Annotated in this window: 18 protein-coding genes; 7 read left to right on the top strand and 11 right to left on the bottom strand. The window is 61.2% G+C overall.

The annotated features are described in order from the left end of the window. Window positions 1–3: 3 nt before the first annotated feature. The 4 genes from accB to CHC01_RS09770 all read right to left on the bottom strand — a co-directional run bounded on the left by accB (window position 4) and on the right by CHC01_RS09770 (window position 2,364). Window positions 4–498: an acetyl-CoA carboxylase biotin carboxyl carrier protein gene (gene accB, locus CHC01_RS09755; RefSeq protein WP_089264108.1), complete on the bottom strand. Its 495-nt coding sequence runs from the start codon at window positions 496–498 to the stop codon at window positions 4–6. 51 nt (window positions 499–549) lie between these two features. Then, window positions 550–1,017, bottom strand: a complete 468-nt coding sequence (gene aroQ, locus CHC01_RS09760) for a type II 3-dehydroquinate dehydratase (RefSeq protein ID WP_089264109.1) — start codon at window positions 1,015–1,017, stop codon at window positions 550–552. 289 nt (window positions 1,018–1,306) lie between these two features. Continuing rightward, the gene (locus CHC01_RS09765; RefSeq protein WP_089264110.1) at window positions 1,307–2,044 is read right to left on the bottom strand and encodes a DUF1236 domain-containing protein; all 738 of its coding nucleotides are present in this window, start codon (window positions 2,042–2,044) and stop codon (window positions 1,307–1,309) included. Window positions 2,045–2,157: 113 nt separating this feature from the next. Then, a complete protein-coding gene (locus tag CHC01_RS09770; RefSeq protein WP_089264111.1) occupies window positions 2,158–2,364 on the bottom strand; it encodes a DUF6894 family protein in 207 nt (68 codons plus the stop codon). 134 nt (window positions 2,365–2,498) lie between these two features. Here CHC01_RS09770 and CHC01_RS32435 point away from each other — a divergent pair, with 134 nt between their 5' ends. Both CHC01_RS32435 and CHC01_RS09775 read left to right on the top strand, forming a co-directional pair. Continuing rightward, window positions 2,499–2,666 (top strand): hypothetical protein, encoded by a 168-nt coding sequence (locus tag CHC01_RS32435; protein WP_176454549.1) that lies wholly within the window; start codon window positions 2,499–2,501, stop codon window positions 2,664–2,666. 141 nt (window positions 2,667–2,807) lie between these two features. Further along, on the top strand, window positions 2,808–4,820 hold the full coding sequence (locus CHC01_RS09775) for a pyrroloquinoline quinone-dependent dehydrogenase (protein ID WP_089264112.1): 2,013 nt from the start codon (window positions 2,808–2,810) through the stop codon (window positions 4,818–4,820). Between the two features lies 1 nt (window position 4,821). Here CHC01_RS09775 and CHC01_RS09780 read toward each other — a convergent pair whose 3' ends face one another. From CHC01_RS09780 to CHC01_RS09790, 3 genes are all read right to left on the bottom strand, one after another. Continuing rightward, complete coding sequence (locus CHC01_RS09780) at window positions 4,822–5,730, bottom strand: cation diffusion facilitator family transporter (protein ID WP_089264113.1); 909 nt, start codon at window positions 5,728–5,730, stop codon at window positions 4,822–4,824. 198 nt (window positions 5,731–5,928) lie between these two features. Then, entirely contained in the window at window positions 5,929–6,693 is a 765-nt protein-coding gene (locus CHC01_RS09785) for a DsbA family protein (protein WP_089264114.1), read from the bottom strand. A gap of 133 nt (window positions 6,694–6,826) precedes the next feature. Continuing rightward, window positions 6,827–8,086, bottom strand: a complete 1,260-nt coding sequence (locus CHC01_RS09790; protein ID WP_089264669.1) for a GGDEF domain-containing protein — start codon at window positions 8,084–8,086, stop codon at window positions 6,827–6,829. Window positions 8,087–8,392: 306 nt separating this feature from the next. Here CHC01_RS09790 and CHC01_RS09795 point away from each other — a divergent pair, with 306 nt between their 5' ends. Then, a complete protein-coding gene (locus tag CHC01_RS09795) occupies window positions 8,393–9,406 on the top strand; it encodes an adenylate/guanylate cyclase domain-containing protein (RefSeq protein ID WP_089264115.1) in 1,014 nt (337 codons plus the stop codon). Between the two features lie 111 nt (window positions 9,407–9,517). Continuing rightward, a complete protein-coding gene (locus tag CHC01_RS09800; RefSeq protein ID WP_089264116.1) occupies window positions 9,518–10,645 on the top strand; it encodes a patatin-like phospholipase family protein in 1,128 nt (375 codons plus the stop codon). Between the two features lie 241 nt (window positions 10,646–10,886). On the opposite strand, the gene CHC01_RS09805 is transcribed toward CHC01_RS09800, so the two are convergent. The 4 genes from CHC01_RS09805 to CHC01_RS09820 all read right to left on the bottom strand — a co-directional run bounded on the left by CHC01_RS09805 (window position 10,887) and on the right by CHC01_RS09820 (window position 15,349). Continuing rightward, window positions 10,887–12,116: an ATP-binding protein gene (locus CHC01_RS09805; protein WP_176454550.1), complete on the bottom strand. Its 1,230-nt coding sequence runs from the start codon at window positions 12,114–12,116 to the stop codon at window positions 10,887–10,889. A gap of 26 nt (window positions 12,117–12,142) precedes the next feature. After that, window positions 12,143–12,868, bottom strand: coding sequence for a response regulator (locus CHC01_RS09810; RefSeq protein ID WP_089264118.1), 726 nt, complete (start codon window positions 12,866–12,868; stop codon window positions 12,143–12,145). 105 nt (window positions 12,869–12,973) lie between these two features. Next, window positions 12,974–13,822, bottom strand: coding sequence for a DUF3313 family protein (locus CHC01_RS09815; RefSeq protein WP_089264119.1), 849 nt, complete (start codon window positions 13,820–13,822; stop codon window positions 12,974–12,976). Window positions 13,823–13,936: 114 nt separating this feature from the next. Beyond that, window positions 13,937–15,349: a M48 family metalloprotease gene (locus CHC01_RS09820; protein ID WP_502695646.1), complete on the bottom strand. Its 1,413-nt coding sequence runs from the start codon at window positions 15,347–15,349 to the stop codon at window positions 13,937–13,939. 114 nt (window positions 15,350–15,463) lie between these two features. Between CHC01_RS09820 and CHC01_RS09825 the strand changes: the two genes are divergently transcribed. The 3 genes from CHC01_RS09825 (at window position 15,464) to CHC01_RS09835 (ending at window position 18,751) form a co-directional block, all read left to right on the top strand. Then, a complete protein-coding gene (locus tag CHC01_RS09825) occupies window positions 15,464–16,666 on the top strand; it encodes a pyridoxal phosphate-dependent aminotransferase (RefSeq protein ID WP_089264121.1) in 1,203 nt (400 codons plus the stop codon). Between the two features lie 17 nt (window positions 16,667–16,683). Continuing rightward, the gene (locus tag CHC01_RS09830; RefSeq protein WP_089264670.1) at window positions 16,684–17,292 is read left to right on the top strand and encodes a biotin transporter BioY; all 609 of its coding nucleotides are present in this window, start codon (window positions 16,684–16,686) and stop codon (window positions 17,290–17,292) included. A gap of 118 nt (window positions 17,293–17,410) precedes the next feature. Continuing rightward, window positions 17,411–18,751, top strand: a complete 1,341-nt coding sequence (locus CHC01_RS09835; protein ID WP_089264122.1) for a dicarboxylate/amino acid:cation symporter — start codon at window positions 17,411–17,413, stop codon at window positions 18,749–18,751. The last annotated feature ends 30 nt before the right edge of the window (window positions 18,752–18,781 follow it).

Raw genomic sequence — 18,781 nt, forward strand, 5'->3', positions numbered from 1 at the left:
GTGTTACTCGATGATGACCAGTGCTTCACCGTATTCGACCGGCGAGCCGTCTTCGATCAGGATCTGCGTCACGGTACCGGCCCGCGGCGCCGGGATCTGGTTCATGGTCTTCATCGCCTCGATGATGACCAGAGTCTGTCCGGCAGCAACCTTGGCGCCGACTTCGATGAAGGCCGGCTTGCCGGGCTCCGGGGCACGGTAGACGGTGCCGACCATCGGCGAGGGCACGGCGCCAGGATGCTTGGTCATGTCGGCGGCGGCCGGTGCGGCAGCAGCTGCGGCGACAGGCGCGGGTGCAGCAGCCGGTGCGGGCGCATAAGCTGGCACAGCGGCAGCAACGCTGATGTTACGCGCGACGCGCACGCGCAGACCGGCGCGCTCGACCTCGATCTCGGTGAGGTTGGTTTCATCCAGCAGCAGCGCCAGTTCGCGGATCATGCCGCTATCGTTGCTGGCTTTCGGCGTTGCGGTCTGTGTGTCGTCAGGCTTGCGGGCCATGGGCAATCCAATGTCTGAAGTGAAAGACGAATAATGAGCGAAGCGGGCGCGTCACGCGATGGCGTTGGCACCGATTTTTGCGGCGAGGCCGCTGATCGCAAGGCGATAGCCCTCGATGCCGAAGCCGCAGAGGCTGGCAAAGGCTGCCTTGGCGATGAAGGAATGGTGGCGGAAGCTTTCGCGGGTGTAGACGTTGCTGACATGCACTTCCACGGTGGGAATGCGCACACCGACGATGGCGTCATGCAGGGCGATCGAGGTGTGCGAATAAGCGCCGCCATTGATCACGATGCCGGCCACGTGTTTCTCGCGGGCCTGATGGACATAGCCGATGAGCTCGCTCTCGCTATTGGACTGCCGGCAATCTGCGGTCAGGCCATATTGCGCGGCCGTGGTCACGCACAACTTCTCGACATCGGCCAGAGTTGCATGCCCATAGGTGTCCGGCTCGCGGATTCCCAGCAGGTTGAGGTTGGGGCCGTTGAGCACGTAGATGGTGTTGGTCGTGGTATTGGCCATCGGACATCCCGGGCAATAGCAATGGGCGCGGGTGGGCGCCGGTCTGCGGGGGTTATAGGTAACCTGACTGCAGAGGGGAAGCCTTTAGACCCCCGGTTCCCCCAGCCAAATACCTCACCCAATTCATAAAAAGCCCGCTGGAACCTATGGAAAATGCTTATTAACCAAGGTTAAAGCCACTGGCGCCATTTCCGGTGATCTGCCGGATCACGACAGGGGCGGAGCGTCCCGGATAGCAAACGGGCGGACCCTTTCGAGCCCGCCCGGGTGTCACATCAGATGCCCCGCCTTAGGCGTCGATGACTGCGACGATCTCGAGTGTTCGCGGGTTCACGACGATGATCTCGTTGCGAACCAGGAAGAACTCATAGCCGCGCCAGTCCGGATAGACGGTGATGATCTCAGCCGGAAGCGGGTGGAAGCGGACCTCGCGCGGCACACGGGTGCCGACCGAGATCGAGAAGTTCACATTGGTCACCTGCTGGATATTTTGCTGCTTGATGACCGTGGTGACCTTGGTGCGCTGCTCGGTGGTCAGCTTGGCGCCCGCGCCGGCCTGACCGGTGGTCGTGGTCGACTTGGTCTCCGTCGATGTCGACTTGGTGTCGGCACCTGACTTGGAGTCGGTCGACTTGGAATCGGCCTTCATGTCCTTGCCGGCTTTTCCGCTGTCACGAGTCGAGTCGGTCGTACGCTTGTCGTCACGCTGCATCTTGTCGTCGGACTGCGTCGACTTCACCGCCGGCTTCTGCTCGGACTTGTTGGTGGTGTCGGTCGCTTCGTCCTTGTTGACTGGTGCGTTGCGTTCGGCCGGCGCAGCACGATCAGCAGCCGCGCCGCCTGCGGGCGCGCTCGTTGCGCCGCTACGTGCAGCACCGCCCGCCGGCGCCTCACGGGTCATTCCGGCACCTCCGGCGCCACCACCCGACGTTGCAGCTCCTGCGCCGCCGGGATTTTGCGCGCTAGCCAAACCCGAACCTGCAATCAGTGCAGCGGCGGCGACGCTCATCAATAAACGGTTGTTCATCTTGGTTCTCCTCGCGATGCATTGCCCGCCGTACAACGGCATTGGCGGAGGGATGTTCCTGAGAAAGTGTAGTTCCATTGCTTTTGTTACGCTTGAGTATACGTCACGCCGCGTCAGGGCTTGATCTTCGTCTTGTAGACTTCATCGCCGTTGTCATCGATGACGACGACCTTCCGGTCACAGTCGCCTGCGATATCAACTGCGATTTGATGAGCAATATTCTTGGCGACATCCCTGGCTTGCGTGTCGTCGCTACAATCCAGACCTACGGGGTCCTCAAGCCGGAAACCATCGACAATCTCGAAATGATATTTTGGCATTGCTCTTTCTCCTCCTCCGTAAAGGGCAATCCACCACCGTTGGGGATGTTCCTAAGTCGGAAATGGAATGAAGACGGTCTCAGCCGGAACCAAATGGCAGCACGTGCATTGCACCATCAAATAAGGAAAATGCGATGCCTGCCTTTGTGGAGATGATCGTTCAGAAGATAGCGGAAGCGGCGCCGATCGAGAATTCGGTGTCCGATTTTGTCGCCGGCGTCCTGGAAAATACGGCAAACAGGCTATCGCGCTTTGAGCAGCGCTCGGATGACGGCGAGACGACAGTCGAGGACGTCGCGTAACCATCATTGTAATATTGATCAGGTTTCAAAGAGGCCGGCTGTTACGCAGCCGGCCTCTTTACGATGCGTTCGACATGGACAGGGCGGCCTCAACGACTAACATCAGATCGTATCGGTCGGGATCTGCGGAGCTGTGCTTCGATGAGGAATTGGATTGGAGGAATCCTGGCGCTCGTAGTCCTGTCGGTAGCACCTGCTCTTGGATGGGAGCATTGGGGTAGCGACCGTGGTGGCTCTCGCTTTGCGCCGCTTGACCAGATCACCTCCGACAATGTCGGCCGCCTGATCGAGGCCTGGCGCTTCCAGACTGGCGATCTCCTGCGTCGCACACCTGCACAGATGGCACGCACCAAATTCGAAGCGACGCCCCTCCTGGTTGAAGACAGCCTCGTCTTCTGTACGCCATTCAACGAGGTGATTGCACTCGATCCCGCCAGCGGTCGGCAGAAGTGGCGTTTTGATGCGCGGGTCGCAGCGGATGTGCGTCCGGCCAATCGATGGGTGTGCCGCGGCGTCGCCTATTGGCGTGACGATCGCGCTGCATCTGGCGCTACTTGTCGCAGCCGCATCTTCATGGGTACCAACGATGCCCGTGTCATTGCGCTGGATGTCGCGACCGGACTGCCATGTGCCGACTTCGGCGCGCAGGGTGAGGTCAAGCTCGACCCGGGAATGCCGCTTGATGGCCCCGGTGAATTTCAGATCACATCGCCGCCGGTGGTCGGGCGCGACGTCGTCGTGGTCGGTTCTGCACTCGCCGACAATCGGCGTGTGAGCGCGCCCAAGGGGACCGTCCGCGCGTTCGATGTGCGAAGCGGCGCGCCGCGATGGTCGTGGGATCCGCTGGTCCATGACGGTATCGAAGCCGGCCACGCCAATGTCTGGGCGCCGATGTCGGTGGATGACGAACGCGGATTGTTGTTCCTGCCGACGTCGTCACCCAGTCCGGATTTCTGGGGCGGCAAGCGGCCCGGCAACAATGCCCATGCCAATTCGGTGGTCGCGCTGAAGATCGACACCGGTGAGCTGGTCTGGTCGTTCCAGATCGTGCATCACGATGTATGGGATTACGATGTGCCGGCGCAGCCGACGCTGGCCCGCATCGATCTGGCAAGCGGTCCGCGCGACGTCGTGATCCAGGCGACCAAGCAGGGCTTTCTGTTTGTGCTGGATCGCACCAGCGGCGCGCCGATCTGGCCGGTGGAGGAGGGGGCCGTTCCGCAAGGCGGCGTCGAGGGCGAAGCGCTGTCGCCGACGCAGCCGTTTCCGACGCATCTTCCGACACTGGTGCCGCAGCGGGTAACGCCGGATGAGGCGTTCGGTGTGACATTCTGGGATCGCGGCAAGTGCCGGGATGAACTGGCCAGTGGACGCAACGAGGGCCTCTATACGCCACCTTCGACGGGGGCCGGCACCTTGCTGTTTCCGATGACCGGCGGCGGCGTCAACTGGGGCGGCGTTGCCTTCGATCCTGTCAGGCAGGTGCTCTATGCCAATACGAGCCGCGCCGTGCATCGGGTGACGCTGATCCCACGCGCCGAGGCGCAGAACTACAAGCCGCCGGCAGGTACGGATTTTGGCGCGCAGCGCGGTGCGCCCTTTGCCATGACGCGGGCGCTTGTAACGTCGCCGCTCGGCATGCCCTGCAACAAGCCGCCATGGGGCGCGATGGTTGCGGTGGACCTCAAGGCGGGCAAGTTGCTGTGGGAGTCGAAGGTCGGCACCAGCGAGGACACCGCGCCATTGGGGCTCGCATTGGCCACCGGCATGCCGCTGGTCAATGGTCTGCTGCCGACGCGCGGCGGCGTGATCTTCACCGGCGCGATGGATGCCTACCTGCGTGCGTATGATGCGAAGACCGGCGCCGAACTCTGGCAGGGGCGACTGCCAGTGCCGGGCGTCGCCAATCCCATGACTTACGTCATCGGCGGAGAGCAGTATGTGGTCATCGCCGCCGGCGGGCATTCGGAAGTCGGCACTTCGATCGGCGACAGCGTTGTGGCGTTTCGTCTTGCGCACGACGGAGAGGCGCCATCGCTGCGCTCGCTTTATATCGATCGTCCTGGCGGCCGGCTTCGCGCCGGCGCGATCGTGCTGGGCGTGGTGCTCGTCCTGTTTCTAGCCTGGCGTGTTCGGCGCAAAGCGCGGGCGTGACTTAAACCCAGCGCTTGTCAGCGGTGAAGTCCACTGTCAGCCAGTAGCCGGGGCTGAGCCCGCCCATGGCCAGGGCAATCTCCGCACGGATGGCGTCGAGTTCGGCGAAGGTCTTGCTGATCTCGCCGGACGGTGCCACCAGCCCGATCTCGATGAATTGCTGACGGCCGGAGCGCATCACATGCGAGCTGCAGTCGCTGAAGCCATGCTTGTGCGCGATCGATTGCGCGAGCTCGCGAACCTCCTCGTCGAGATCGCTCGGTGCGACCTGCAGGATGTCACGCCCGGCATTCCAGATCGTCGAGAGCGGAAACGGCAGCAGGCAGATCGCAACCACCAGCAGGATCAGCGGATCGACCAGCGGCGCATAGGCCGCTGCCGGAGTCTTCGCCATCACCGCTCCGAGCAGGAAGCTGATGCAGACCGCCAGACTGAGTACACCGCCCATCAGCCAGGCACGGGCATCGATGTCGAGCAGTTGCGAGCCGTGTTCGCCGGCCGAGCGGCGGATATAGATGCTCATGCCGAAGCTGATGGCACCCGCCACCGCGGCGAAGATAGCGCCCGGGCCGAATTCGATGGCGCGACCGCCGGTAATCAGTCCGTTAAGGCCGTCGATGAAGGCATAGGCGCAAGCGAAGCTGAGCACCGTGCCGTTGATCAGCGCGAGGATTGGTTCAAGGTGCCAGTAGCCATACTGGAAGCGGTCGTCTTCGCCTCTGCTGATCAGTCGTGCGGTCAGCAATGCAACGCCGGTCATGGCTGCGTCGATCAACGTGTAAAAACCGTCGAAGGCGATGGCGCGCGAACTGATGGCGAGCCCGAAAGCGATGCTGGCAAATGAAATGAGAAGCGTGACGTAAATCGAAATCTTCAGGAGCCGCTGCTCCTGTTTGGTATCGGTCAACATTGGGAACTTAGGCGGGGTGTCCGCTGCATCCTTTTACCGTTGGGGATAGGTTACCCTATCACAGATGGCGTTCAGCCGCTTTGACCGCTACCGCAAGATAAATAAAAAACCGGCTGCGATGCAGCCGGCTTGTCATATTTCCGAGATGTTCAGGACGGCGCGGGCGACGGTATGAATCACCCTGCCGGTGGTCTGGATTTACGAACAGAGCGCCTTGCCGCAGCGGGCCTGGTTGATCTTCTCCTTCAGCGCGTCTGCGCCGACGGCACCGATGATCACCTGCTTGCCGATGACGTAGCTCGGCGTACCGTTCATGCCCATGGATTCCGCAAGCTTGAAGTTCTCTTCGATGGTCGCGCGCACTTCCGGGCTGGCCATGTCCTTTTCCAGCTTGGCGACGTCGAGACCTGCTTCCTTGGCCGCTGCCAAGGCGCGGGCCTTGTCGGCCTGGCCGCGGCCGCTCAACAGCTTCTGGTGGAAATCGAGATACTTCTTGCCGGTCGGGTCCTGCATGCGCACGGCGACAGCAACCTGGGCGGCTTCAACCGAGCCGGGCCCGAGCACCGGGAATTCCTTCAGCACGACCTTGAGCTTCGGATCGTTCTTCATGATGCCGATCATGTCGTCCATGGCGCGCTTGCAGTAGCCGCAATTGTAATCAAAGAACTCGACGAAGGTGACGTCGCCATCCTTGTTGCCGACGATGACGCCGCGTGGCGAGTTGAAGATGGTGTTTGCGTTCGCGGCGATCGCAGCCTGATGCTTCTCGGCTTCAGCCTGCGCCTGACGCTTGGTCAGCTCGGCCGAGACCTCTTCGAGAATTTCCGGATGGGTGATCAGGTAGTCCTTGATGATCTTCTGGATCTCGCCGCGCTGGGCGTCATTGAACGTCTGCGCCGATGCAGGCGCGCCGCACAGGGCGAGGGCCACTGCGGCAGAGACGAGAAGGCGGAACGAAGGCATGGGCAAATTATCCTTTGGAAAAGGCCGAGTCAGAAAGCCACGTGTCATTCGGGAAGCTACTTAGCATTTTGAGGGTGAAATACGCGTTATTTGTGAAGGCGGTCACGCGCAATTCATCATGGCGCCGCAGGTCTCAGAAGCCGGAATGGTGGTGATCCGGCCCGGTCATTGCAGTAAGGGCATGCGGTGCCGGCAAGGGAGCGCTTCCGATCTCGTCATCGAAGATCGGTGCCAGCGGTGGTGCGGGCTCATAGAGCACGACCCGGTTCTTGCCGCTATGTTTGGCCTGATACAGGGCGTGGTCGGCAGCCGCCATCAACCGTTCGGGGGAGGCGATGAGGTCAGAGGACCACTGCGCGACGCCGATGGAGGCGGATAGGGTCCTCACTGTGTGTCCGGCATTGCCAAATTGTCGCGGGCAGGCGGCCAGCACGCGCCGCGCGATCTCGCCGGCCTGCTGCAGGTCGGTGTCGGGCAGCACGATGCAGAACTCGTCGCCGCCGCATCGGGCCAGCGTATCGCCGGGGCGCAACTGATCTTGTGCCGCTTGGGCGAATTGCTTCAGGCAGTCATCGCCGGCGCTGTGACCGAAGCCATCATTGACCGCCTTGAAGCCGTCGAGGTCGATCGCCAGCAGTGCGTATGGGCGTGCGGTCCGCCGCGCCATCGCACATTCCTCGTCCATCCGCTGCAACAGGCGGCGGCGATTGCCAGCGCCGGTCAGATCGTCGATCAGCGCCAGTTCGGCTGCGTCGCCACGCAGGCGGTCGATCGCCATCATCAGCAGTCCGTAATTCCATGTCATGGCGAGGAATGCCGCCACCAGCATGAAGCCGGCCTGTACCGCATCGACCGTCACCATGGTCGTCTCGCTGCCGCCCAGATGAAGCAGCGCGGCGATCGCGCGGCAGGCAAAAGCAACAAGCAAGAGAATCGAGAGGTAGCCGGCCATCCGTGCGCCGTGATTGCTGCGCCGGTGATCACGCGACAGTAGCAGCGGTAGCGTCAGCGCCACGGGAACGCCCTGGCTCAGCGAGTAGACGACAACGCGCATCGCATAATCGTCGATGACCAGTCTGAAGAACATGAAGCCGGCGAGGCTCGCGGAAATTACCAGGGCGGTGGCGATCCAGGATGTAGGCCTGTCGTAAAAGCGGCGGATACCGACCTCTGACAGACAGTAAGCGAGAACCGTCATCTGCGCGGCGAACAGCAGGCCGACGGGATTGGGAAACAGCAGGCCGAGAGCAGGGCCGATCGACGCGCTCAGTGAAGCGGCGCTCCAGTAGCGGGCCGGGACGAAGTTCGGATAGCAGCGTGCGACATAGGCCCAGACGAGACCTGATGACAGGAAGTTGGCGAGCGTGAACCAGAAGATGGTCGTCGTGCTCATCGCCGCCGGTCCCACGTGCGTGTGACGCCGCTGTGTGCGGTTTCGTGATCCGATGGCTGCATTGGTCTCCCCGCCGGACGCGATGAGCGCATCCATTTTCACTAAATGCAGCGAGTTCCGTTAACGGAACCTGACCGCTGCCGGCGAGAAGCTTGGGGTGGTTGTAAAAGGATGAAGATCAGATCGGCGTGCACGGCAGGGCCCGGTGAGGCGCCGCAGGCGGGCAACCTTTGCCATCGGCCCGTGTCAGCCCTCCCTTGGACGATTTGATATACCCTCCCGTCGGCTGTGCCGGTGGGAGGGACCATGAACGCCAGGCTTGAACGGAAACTAAGGGTCCTCACGACGATTATGGCCGCTGGCGCCGCCGCCGGCGTGGCGTTCAGTGCCACCCACGATCTGCCCATTCTGCCCGGGCTCGTGATCGGATTGGTGATCAGCACGGTTCTGGGCGGCTTCGAAATCATGGTGGCCGATGGTCCGATCCGGATCTGGCTGAGCGGTCGCTCGTTCACCGCCAACCTCCTGATCAAGAGCGCGTTCTACGCCGTCGTGATTTTGGCCGTGCAATGGTTTCGGCTTGCGGATGTGCTGATCGGGCGGACGGTCGAGATCGCGGAGGATACGTTCTGGTCCAGCCTGGTCTATTCGGTCGTCGTCTCCATCGTCGTCAATCTGGCTTTGGCAATCACCAATCTCGTCGGCGGACGCGCGTTGTTGAACTTCTTCACCGGGCGCTATCACACGCCGGTCGAGGAAGAGCGTTTCGTCCTGTTCGTGGATATTGCGGGCTCGACCAGCCTGGCCGAGCAACTCGGTGGCGTCGGTATCCACCGTTTCCTCGATCGGACCTTTCGCCTGCTATCGCTTCCGGTTGTCGACTATCGCGGCGAGGTACTTGCCTATGTCGGCGACGAGATGATCGTGACCTGGCCGAAACGGGACGGTGCGGTCGATTGCCGTCCGTTGCGCTGCTTCATCGCCATGCGCGACGAATTGGCGCGCAAGACGGGGCAGTTTGAACGTGAGTTTGGCGCGGCGCCCCGCATTCGCGGCAGCCTGCATTTCGGGCCGGTGATCATCGGCGAAATCGGCGACGTCAAACGCGCGATCGTCTTCAATGGCGACGTCATGAACACCGCCTCGCGGCTGGAAGAGCTCAGTCGTGATGTAGAGGGCGGTTTTGTCGCATCGAAGGCGGCGATGGATTGTTTTGCCTCGGCACCGCCATTCACGGTCAGTGCACTCGGTCATCTTCCCATTCGTGGACGCGTGGATGGAATTGTCGCATTCGGATTGCAGCCGCCGCACGAAACATAATGAAATAAACGCGCAAACAAATGGCAAATCAACCGTGCAAGAGTTTCCGGACATGGAAACCCGCATGGTCCAGTATTCAAGATTCACTTTGATCGTTGCGGAGCTCGCGTGATGCCTCGCGCGACGCTTACCATTATTTGCACGGCGCTGCTGCTGTCGGCGTGTGCGTCGCTGCCGCGCGCGCCGCTGATCGCAAGCGCGCGCGCGACGATCCCGCAGATTCCGTTGGCCAGGATATCGCCCGACGAAGGCTATCGCATCTTCGCGGGATCGCGGCGCGGTGCCGCACCGCTCACCATCCTTGCCTTGTCCGGCGGCGGCGCTGACGGCTCCTATGGCGCAGGATTCCTGAAAGGCTGGTCCGACTCCGGGCTGCGCCCCGAGTTCGATATCGTCACCGGCTCCAGCGTCGGCGCCCTGATTGCGCCATTCGCGTTTCTCGGCCCGGGCTATGACGGCCGTCTCGAAGCGATCTTCACCAGCGGCGCGACTGAAAATCTGATGCGTATCGCGGGTATCAACGCCGTTGTTGGATCGGGCGTCTTCAAGGCGGGGCCGATGAAAGACCTCATCTCAAAATATGCCGATGATCGGATCATCGATGCGGTCGGCGCACGGTATCGCAAGGGCAAGATGCTCATCGTGGCCACCACGAACCTCGACACCCAAGGGACGACGCTCTGGAATATGGGGGAGATCGCAAGCAGCGATAGTCCTGGCCGCTATGAGTTGTTCCGGAATGTTCTCGCTGCGTCGGCCGCTATTCCCGGGATTTTCCCGCCGGCCTTGATCGCCGTCGAGTCCGGCGGAAACATGTATTCCGAGATGCATGTCGATGGCGGCGTGACATCGAATATTCTGGCTGTGCCGGAAAGCGTGTTGACGGCCCATGCGGGATCGCTGGCTACGAAGTCTCGGGTCTTCGTGATCGTTAACGGCAAGCTGTCGCCCGACGCCTCCTATACGTCGGATCTGACGCTTCCGATCGTGGCGCGCTCGTTTCAGACCTCGGTGAAGGCCAATACGCGCAATGCGATGATCGCGACATACGATTTCTGCAAACGCAACAACTGGGATTTCAAAGCAACGGCCATCGACGCGGGCAAGCTCACCACGAGCGATCCAACCAATTTCGATACTGATTATATGAAAGAGCTCTACGCCTACGGTCGTGCCAAGGGCGGTTCGGCCAGTGGATTTCAATCCAACCTGGAAGGGTTGAGGGGGCAGGGTAGCTAGATGTGTCGCATCGCTCCAACAGCGTCTTTGGAACGCTCCCGAATACGGATATCCGTTCGGCGCCTCTGGTCTCGTACAAAAGACATCGCGTTCCTGAGCGTGGAGGTTGCGTATTATCCGTTGCTCGTCTTCGGGATCGCGATGATCTTGTGGTCCGGCTGAACAGGGGCTGCTTGCCAAGGATTGTTCGCCAGCGATCGTCTGCAGCGGCGACCGTGTGGTCGCATGGCGAGCGCGTCGTTCAGGCTGCGACCGATGATACGTTCGCGATATCGATCTCAATGGAAAGCGTCTGCCTTAACCCGTGAGGTTGCCGGTTCTCGATCTCGAGCGTGCCTCCCTGTCGTTCGACAATTTCCTTGGCGATGGCCAGGCCGAGCCCGGCGCCGGGGATTGACTGGCGGCGGGCCGGATCGGCGCGAAAGAACGGTTCGAAGGCACTTGCCAGGAATTGTTCGGGAATGCCGGGACCGTTGTCATCGATCAGGACGACAGCGCGGCGATCGTGAACGCGCAGGCTTACGATGGCGCCGCCGCCATGGGTCGCAGCATTGATGATGAGATTGCGTAGGGCGCGCTTGAGTGCGAGCGGTGAGATCTTGACGCTGCTGTGATCGAGTCCGGCAATTGTCACCCGCATCTTGATCAGGGCGAGTTCGGCACAAACGTCCCCGACGAGTTCGTCGAGTCTGACGTGTTCGGTGCCTTTTCCGACGGTCTCTTCCCGAACGAGCTGGATGGCGCTGTCGGCAATGTGATCCATTTCATCGAGGTCATGCAGCCACTCCTCACGCTCTCGTTCGTTGAGAAATTCGGCGCGCAGACGCATGCGTGTCATGGGTGTCCGCAAATCGTGCCCCGCGGCAGCCACAAGTCTGATCTTGCTGTCCATCGCTTTTTTCAGACTTGCGCCCATCATGTTCAGTGCCTGAGCGGTTGCCTTGATTTCGATAGACCCTTCTTCTTTGAGCACGGGCAGCACGCCGTCCTTACCAACGGACATCGCCATGCTCTGCAGCAATTTAAGCTGGTTCGTCGTCTGATGGGCGACCGTAAGAGCAACCCCGATGACGCCAACCGTGATCAGTACCATCCAGCCGGCGAGGCCCCACCACACTTCAGGAGGCGGCGCGTGCTCGCGTATGGGCCAGCTCAGCCAGCCGGGGCCCATCTTGATGGACGCCCATCGTTGGCCATCCGGCGTTTGCTTGACGAAAATGTCGAAATTGGCTTGCGATTTTTGAAATGCTTCCTGCAGAAGCTTGGTCGGCGCTTCCAGAAGCTTTCCCTCGATGGGCGCCGGCTGAAGATGAAAGACTGCATCGTTTCCGCGAAAGGTGATGCTGTTGGAAAATGCAGCGACGCGAGACGTCAATCCGTCACGAAAATCCTTTTCGACCAGCCCGAGTATCATTTGCGACATCACGGCGCTGGCCAGGATCACCACACAAAGGACCGAGCCCACGAGCATCAAGGAAAATCGAATGCGTATGGAGTTCATGTGTCTGCGCCAATGGTTTCAACGCGTGCCGAGAAAATGTAACCGCCGTTGCGCACGGTTTTGATCAACTGGAAATCATCATTGTCGCCAAGCTTCTTGCGCAACCGGCTCATCAACACGTCGATCGAGCGATCGAACACGTCGTCGGAGCTTCGGTTCGTCAGTTCGATCAATTGATCACGCGAGAGTAGGCGACCCGGCCGTCTGACGAGCACAAGCAACAGTTCAAATTCAGCTGTCGTGAGATCGAACGGCTGCCCGTTTTCGTCCAGCAACTGCCGCGCGCCGGGATGGAGTTTAAATCTGCCGAAGTGATGTTCGAGCACCTGGGAGAGCTGGATATCCTGCGTCACCTTGCGGCGAAGCACCGCGCGGATGCGGGCGAGCAACTCGCGCGGATTGAACGGTTTGCCGAGATAGTCGTCCGCGCCGATTTCGAGGCCGATGATCCGGTCGACATCCTCCTTCAGCGCCGTCAACAGGATGACGGGTATCTCGGAACCCTCCCGCCGAAGATCGCGGCAGATATCGAGCCCCGACCCATCGGGGAGCAGGACATCGAGAACGATCAGGCTGACCTCGTTGGTCTGCAGCGCTTCCTTCATCGTTCGCTGGTCGGAGGCGATGGATACGCGGTAGCCTTGTTCGGTCAGATAGCGTCCCAGCAGTTTTCGTATGGCAAGATCGTCATCGACGATGAGGATGTGAGACATGGTCTGCATTGGGCGGCATCCGGCTCCAGGCGGTTGTTCGTTCAACGTGACTGCTGATGTCGTAGCATAGCTGTCTTGGGCGGAGGGACGGTAATCACTGTCATGCATGTCCGGTCATTCCGTCACCGGCATCGCGTCGTCGTTCCACTCGGGAGGTGCTCCCATTTTCCCGCCGATGAAGGCGGAAACGCCGGTGCGCCCGAAGGCGTCACAGGCAGCGTATTTAGGCTTCCCCCCAAAAGCCGAATTCACGCGCTGTAGACTGGGCGTGGACAGCTTCTTGTCGAACGGATTTTCACCGGTAATGAGGAGCTTGCTGAAATCTGCGCCGAACTCGCCCGCCAGATCGTAGGCGTCGCCGGATGCCGCAACGCGCGGTGTGCTCGTCAACATGTCGGCATCGCGAGCCCAGACGAATGCCGCTTTCTGCTGGCCTTGTACGTCGCGGGCTTCCGCTTCCACCGACAGGCCGCCCATGCCGTACGGGATCCGGGGTACGACGATGGGAAAGCCTGCACTGATGAACATCGGTGCGGCGGAGGCAACCTTGGCGGCCCCAGCGACATTCGGATCGGTGACGGTCACACGCGTCACGGTGACATGCACCATCAGGTCGGCGGGTTGCCCGGATGGGACCACATTGAAGCGGTCGCTCAGTCCGATACAGACGGAACGGTCGACAGCATTCGCGATGACGCGACGTTGCTTGTCGGTGAGGGCGGCTCGAGATGCGGCATGAGAGAATGACGTGGGTATGATGCTGACACTCCTGGCCGCCAGGACACCGGCCTTGTCGACGCGCATCTTGGACTTGGTAGTGATGCCGTCGGCCGGCGCGAGGTCGTTATACGAGGCGAGAGACCCTGATGTCTCCAGCTGCGCCGTGGCGCATCCAGCGACAGTTGCTGTCAGAGCGTGCAGGCATATCAGTTTCAACACGTGGTTGATGGCGTTCGCGCGCATAGAGATGTCCCCCAATAGTCAGGGACACTGCGTACGGAGACAAATTGTCAGCCACATTGCGAAAGATTACGGATCGGCCGCCATTTGTTTCAGAACATTGCAGAGGGAGGCGCGCTAGTTCTTCCCCGGCATTTTCGCGGCGATGATGTCATCGGCCTTCACCCAGCCGGGCGTGCCCACGGCAAACCGGGCCTTGGCGCGCGAGGCAAGATCGCGGGCAGTCTTGTTGTCGCCGCGCAGGAAGGCCGCCTGGGCCGAGGCCAGGTCGGCCTCTGCGAGTTCGCCCTTGCGGCCATAGGCCATGGCTAGCTGCATGTAGCCGACGGGCGCTTCACTCTCACGCGCCACAGCAGTGCGCAAGATGCGGATCGCCTCGTCGGTATAGGCCTTGTTGTCGGAGGCGACGAGTGCCTGGCCGAGCATCATCTCGATCAGTGGCGCGTTGTTGGAGAGCTGCACCGCGCGGCGCAGCGGCGTGATCGCCTCATTGGGCTTGCCGCCTTCCAGCAAGGCCTGGCCGCGTAACTCGTAGAAATATGGATTGTTAGGCTGCGCCTTGATCAGCGCATCGATCTGCTCGACAGCCACGCGCAGATCGCCATGGCGATAGGTGGCGATGGCGCGGGCATATTGCGCGGGCAGGCTGGTGTCGGACGGCGGATAGCGCCGCAATACCGTGTCGCGCTGCTCCATGAAGCCGGCGGTCTTGGCGCGCATCAACTCGTGGCGCAGCATCAGGGCGGGATCGTCCTTCTTGTCCCAATAGGGACTCGACTTCGCGAGTTCCTCGAGGGCGGCAACGCGCTCCCGGGGCATCGGATGCGACATCATATACGGGTCGCTTCCGCGTGCTGCGAACAGGCTGTCGGTGCCGAAGCGCTGGAACGTCTCGTACATGCCCTTGGACGACTGGCCGGTCTGGTTCAGGAATTTGACGCCGGCGCGATCGGCGTTTTCTTCCTGCTGCCGCTGATAGGACAGCATCGTATTCATCATCATCGCTTGCGGCGCGGCGACCGCTGCGGCGCCGATATTGCCGGCAGCACCATTGGAGTTGCCGCCGCGCGCTCCGGCCGCCATGGCGCCGACGCCGAGCAGCATCGCCACGATCATCTGGGTCTGTGCCTGTGCCATGCGCTCGCGCAGCTTTGACAGATGGCCGCCGGCGAGATGGCCGGTTTCGTGGGCGAGCACGCCGATCAGCTGGTTCGGCGTCTGTGACTGCATCAGCGCGCCGTGATTGACGAAGATGCGGCGACCGTCAGCGACAAAGGCATTGAAGCTGGCATTGTTGATGATGACGACCTGGATGTTCTGCTTTTCGAGGCCTGCGGCGCGCAGGATCGGGCGCGTATAGTCACGCAGCAGCTGTTCGATCTCGGCGTCGCGCAGCAGGCGCGGAGCGTCGCCTTGCTGCGCATGGGCGGCCATTGGCGTCAGCGTCAACGCCGCCGCGGTCAGCAGCGTGGTCAACTTCGAGAACAATCGAGATGCAGCCCTTTTAGGCTGCAGCTGCAGGTCTTTCATCATTGGCCGAGGTTCGGATTCGATATAAGCCCTAACAAGTCAAATATTGCGGCGGGAGCGCGGCGTTGCTCCCATGCCGTAACGTGCATAACGCCGCGCAGATAGCAGATTTCCATGCCAGATACGATCCTCAAAACCCGGGCACACAGCCTTCTTGCGGCGTCCGGACGCAGCGATGTTCCCCCGTTCATGGTGATGGATGTGATGGCCGCCGCGGCGCGGATCGAGGCCGCTGGCGGGCACGTGATTCACATGGAAGTCGGGCAGCCGGCAGCGCCCGCGCCGAAGGTGGCCATCGAGGCTGCGCAGGCCGCACTGGCGCACGGGCGGATTGAATATACCGCTGCGCTTGGCACCCCGTCGCTGCGCGCGCGGATCTCCAGGCATTATCGCGACGTCTACGGTTGCACGGTCGATCCGGAGCAGATCGTGGTGACCACCGGCTCCTCCGGCGCGTTCATCCTGTCCTTTCTGGCCCTGTTCGAGCCCGGCGACCGCGTCGCCGTCACCGTGCCTGGCTATCCGCCGTATCGGCATATTCTGACTGCGCTAGGCTGCGAGCCGGTGCTGATCGAAACCCATGCCGACAAGCGGCACGCTCTGACCGCCGAGGATCTGCTCGCCGCGCATAGCGAAAAGCCGCTGAAGGGCGTGCTGGTCGCGAGTCCGGCCAATCCTACGGGCACCATGATGTCGCGCGAAGCGCTCACCAGCCTGATCCACGCGGCAGATGATGCGGGCATTCGCTTCATCTCGGATGAGATCTATCATGGGCTCGATTATGCATTTCCGGCCGTGACCGCGGCCGAGCTGTCGCCGAACGCGCTGGTGATCAATTCCTTCTCGAAATACTTTTGCATGACCGGGTGGCGCGTCGGCTGGATGGTTGTGCCCAAGCCGCTGGTGCGGTCCATGGAACGACTGCAGCAGAACCTGTCGATCTCGGTGCCGACGCTGTCGCAGATTGCGGCAGAAGCTGCGTTCGACGGTCATGCACAGATGGAAGACATCAAGCATGGCTATCAGGAGAACCGCCGCATCCTGACCGCAGGATTGCCGCAAGCCGGCCTCACGGACTTCCTGCCGGCCGATGGCGCCTTCTATCTCTATGCAGACGTGTCGAAATTCACGTCGGACAGCTTCGATTTCGCCAAGCAGATGCTGGAACAGGCGCATGTCGCCGCAACGCCCGGCAGCGACTTCGATCCGATCCACGGCAAGTCCTATATTCGCTTTTCGTATGCGAGCTCGACCGAGGACATGCATGAGGCGGTCGCGCGGATCAGCAAATGGCTCGGGCAGGGTGGTCCGAAGTGAGCGAGCCTGTCTTGTCGATGGATTCATCTGTCTCGAATTTGCCCCACGTCTCGATCGCCAGTGTGTGGTGGCCAAGCCGCGGTGAAGGCTTGGCTTCTGCGCGCCGTGCCATAGTGCTGGCGGCGTTCGGAGTCGCGTTGTTGGCGGTTTCGGCGAAGATCAATCTGCCACTGCCATATGTGCCGATGACCCTGCAGACGCTGGTCGTTTTGATGATCGGCGCCGTCTATGGCTGGCGCCTCGGCACGTTGACGATCATCGCCTATCTCGCCGTTGGTGCATTGGGATTGCCGGTGTTCGCCGGGCCGGTTGGCGGTCTCAAACCGCTCACAGGGGCGACGGCTGGCTTCCTGTCCGGCTTCGTCGTTGCTGCATTCGTCACGGGCTGGTTCAGCGAACGCGGATGGGATCGCTCGATGGTCCGCCTGTTCGTTGTCATGGCCATCGGCCACATCGTGATCATGGCCATGGGCTTTGCCTGGCTGGCTTACGGTATGAAGCTCGGCGCCGAGAAAGCCTGGTTGGTCGGCGTGATGCCGTTCCTGGCGGGGGCATTAGTGAAGAACACATTGGGCGCGATCCTGGTACCCGTCCTGCGCGGAATGGTTGATCGCCGGTATCGCTGAACGCTCGGCGCGATATTTGTTCGTTAATCGCCCAAGTAATTCCGCGTGGCGGCTTGCAAGAGGCCGCCCATGTGACTAATGACCGCGGCAGTAAAAATGCTCAGGGAGTTGAAGCGGAATGTCTGCGGTAACGGCAACGGCGGGTCCGGGAGTGGCCGCTCCGGTCAAAAAGCCCTGGTACAAGGTTCTCTATATTCAGGTGCTGATCGCCATCGTGATCGGTGTGCTGGTCGGGTGGCTGGAGCCTCAGTTCGCCACCAATGAATGGATCAAGGCGCTCGGCGACGGCTTCATCAAGCTGATCAAGATGGTGATCGCGCCGATCATCTTCTGTACCGTGGTGTCTGGCATTGCACATATCCAGGACGCCAAGAAGGTTGGCCGCGTCGGCATCAAGGCGCTGGTCTATTTCGAGATCGTCTCAACCTTCGCGCTGATCCTCGGCCTTGTGATGGGCAACCTGTTCCAGGTCGGCCATGGTCTGGTGACCAAGACCGAAGGTAGCGCAGGCGCAGTCGCCAATTACGTCAAGCAGGCTGAAGCAACGAAGTCGGTCGATTTCGTGCTCAACATCATTCCCGACAGTGTCGTTGGCGCCTTCGCCAAGGGCGACATCCTGCAGGTGCTGTTGTTCGCGATCCTGTTCGGTTTTGCGCTGATGGCGCTGGGCGAGCGTGGCCACAGGTTGCGCGACATGATTGATGAGACGTCGCATGCCGTGTTCGGCGTGATCGCCATTGTCATGAAGGCGGCCCCTCTCGGCGCATTCGGCGCGATGGCCTACACCATTGGCAAGTTCGGCCCGGCGGCGCTCACCAACCTGTTGAGCCTGATCGTGCTGTTCTACGCGACTGCAGCACTGTTCGTGGTGGTCGTGCTCGGCATCATTGCCCGCATCGTCGGCTTCAACATCTTCAAGTTCATCGTCTACATCAAGGATGAGCTTTTGATCGTGCTCGGCACTTCTTCGTCGGAAAGCGCGTTGCCGCAGCTGATGGAGAAGCTGCAGCGTCTGGGCTGTTCGAAGTCGGTCGTCGGCCTCGTGGTGCCGACCGGCTATTCGTTCAACCTCGACGGCACCAACATCTACATGACCCTGGCGACGCTCTTCATCGCCCAGGCGCTCGGTGTGGATCTGTCGTTCGGCCAGCAGGTGACTATCCTGATCGTGGCGATGCTGACCTCCAAGGGCGCTTCGGGCGTCACCGGCGCCGGCTTCATCACGCTGGCAGCCACGCTGTCGGTGGTTGATCCGCGTCTGGTGCCCGGCATGGCGATCGTGTTCTCGATCGACAAATTCATGAGCGAGGTGCGCGCGCTTACCAACATCACGGGCAACGGCATTGCTACGGTGTTCGTGTCGTGGTGGGAAGGCGAGCTTGATCACGACACGATGCACGCCAATCTCAACAAGACCATCGATCCATCGGATGTCGAAACGGCAATCACCACGGACTGATCCGCAGTAGATCGCAGCACTAAAAAAGCC

The organism is Tardiphaga sp. OK246 (genome assembly GCF_900188215.1).
GTDB lineage: Bacteria > Pseudomonadota > Alphaproteobacteria > Rhizobiales > Xanthobacteraceae > Tardiphaga > Tardiphaga robiniae.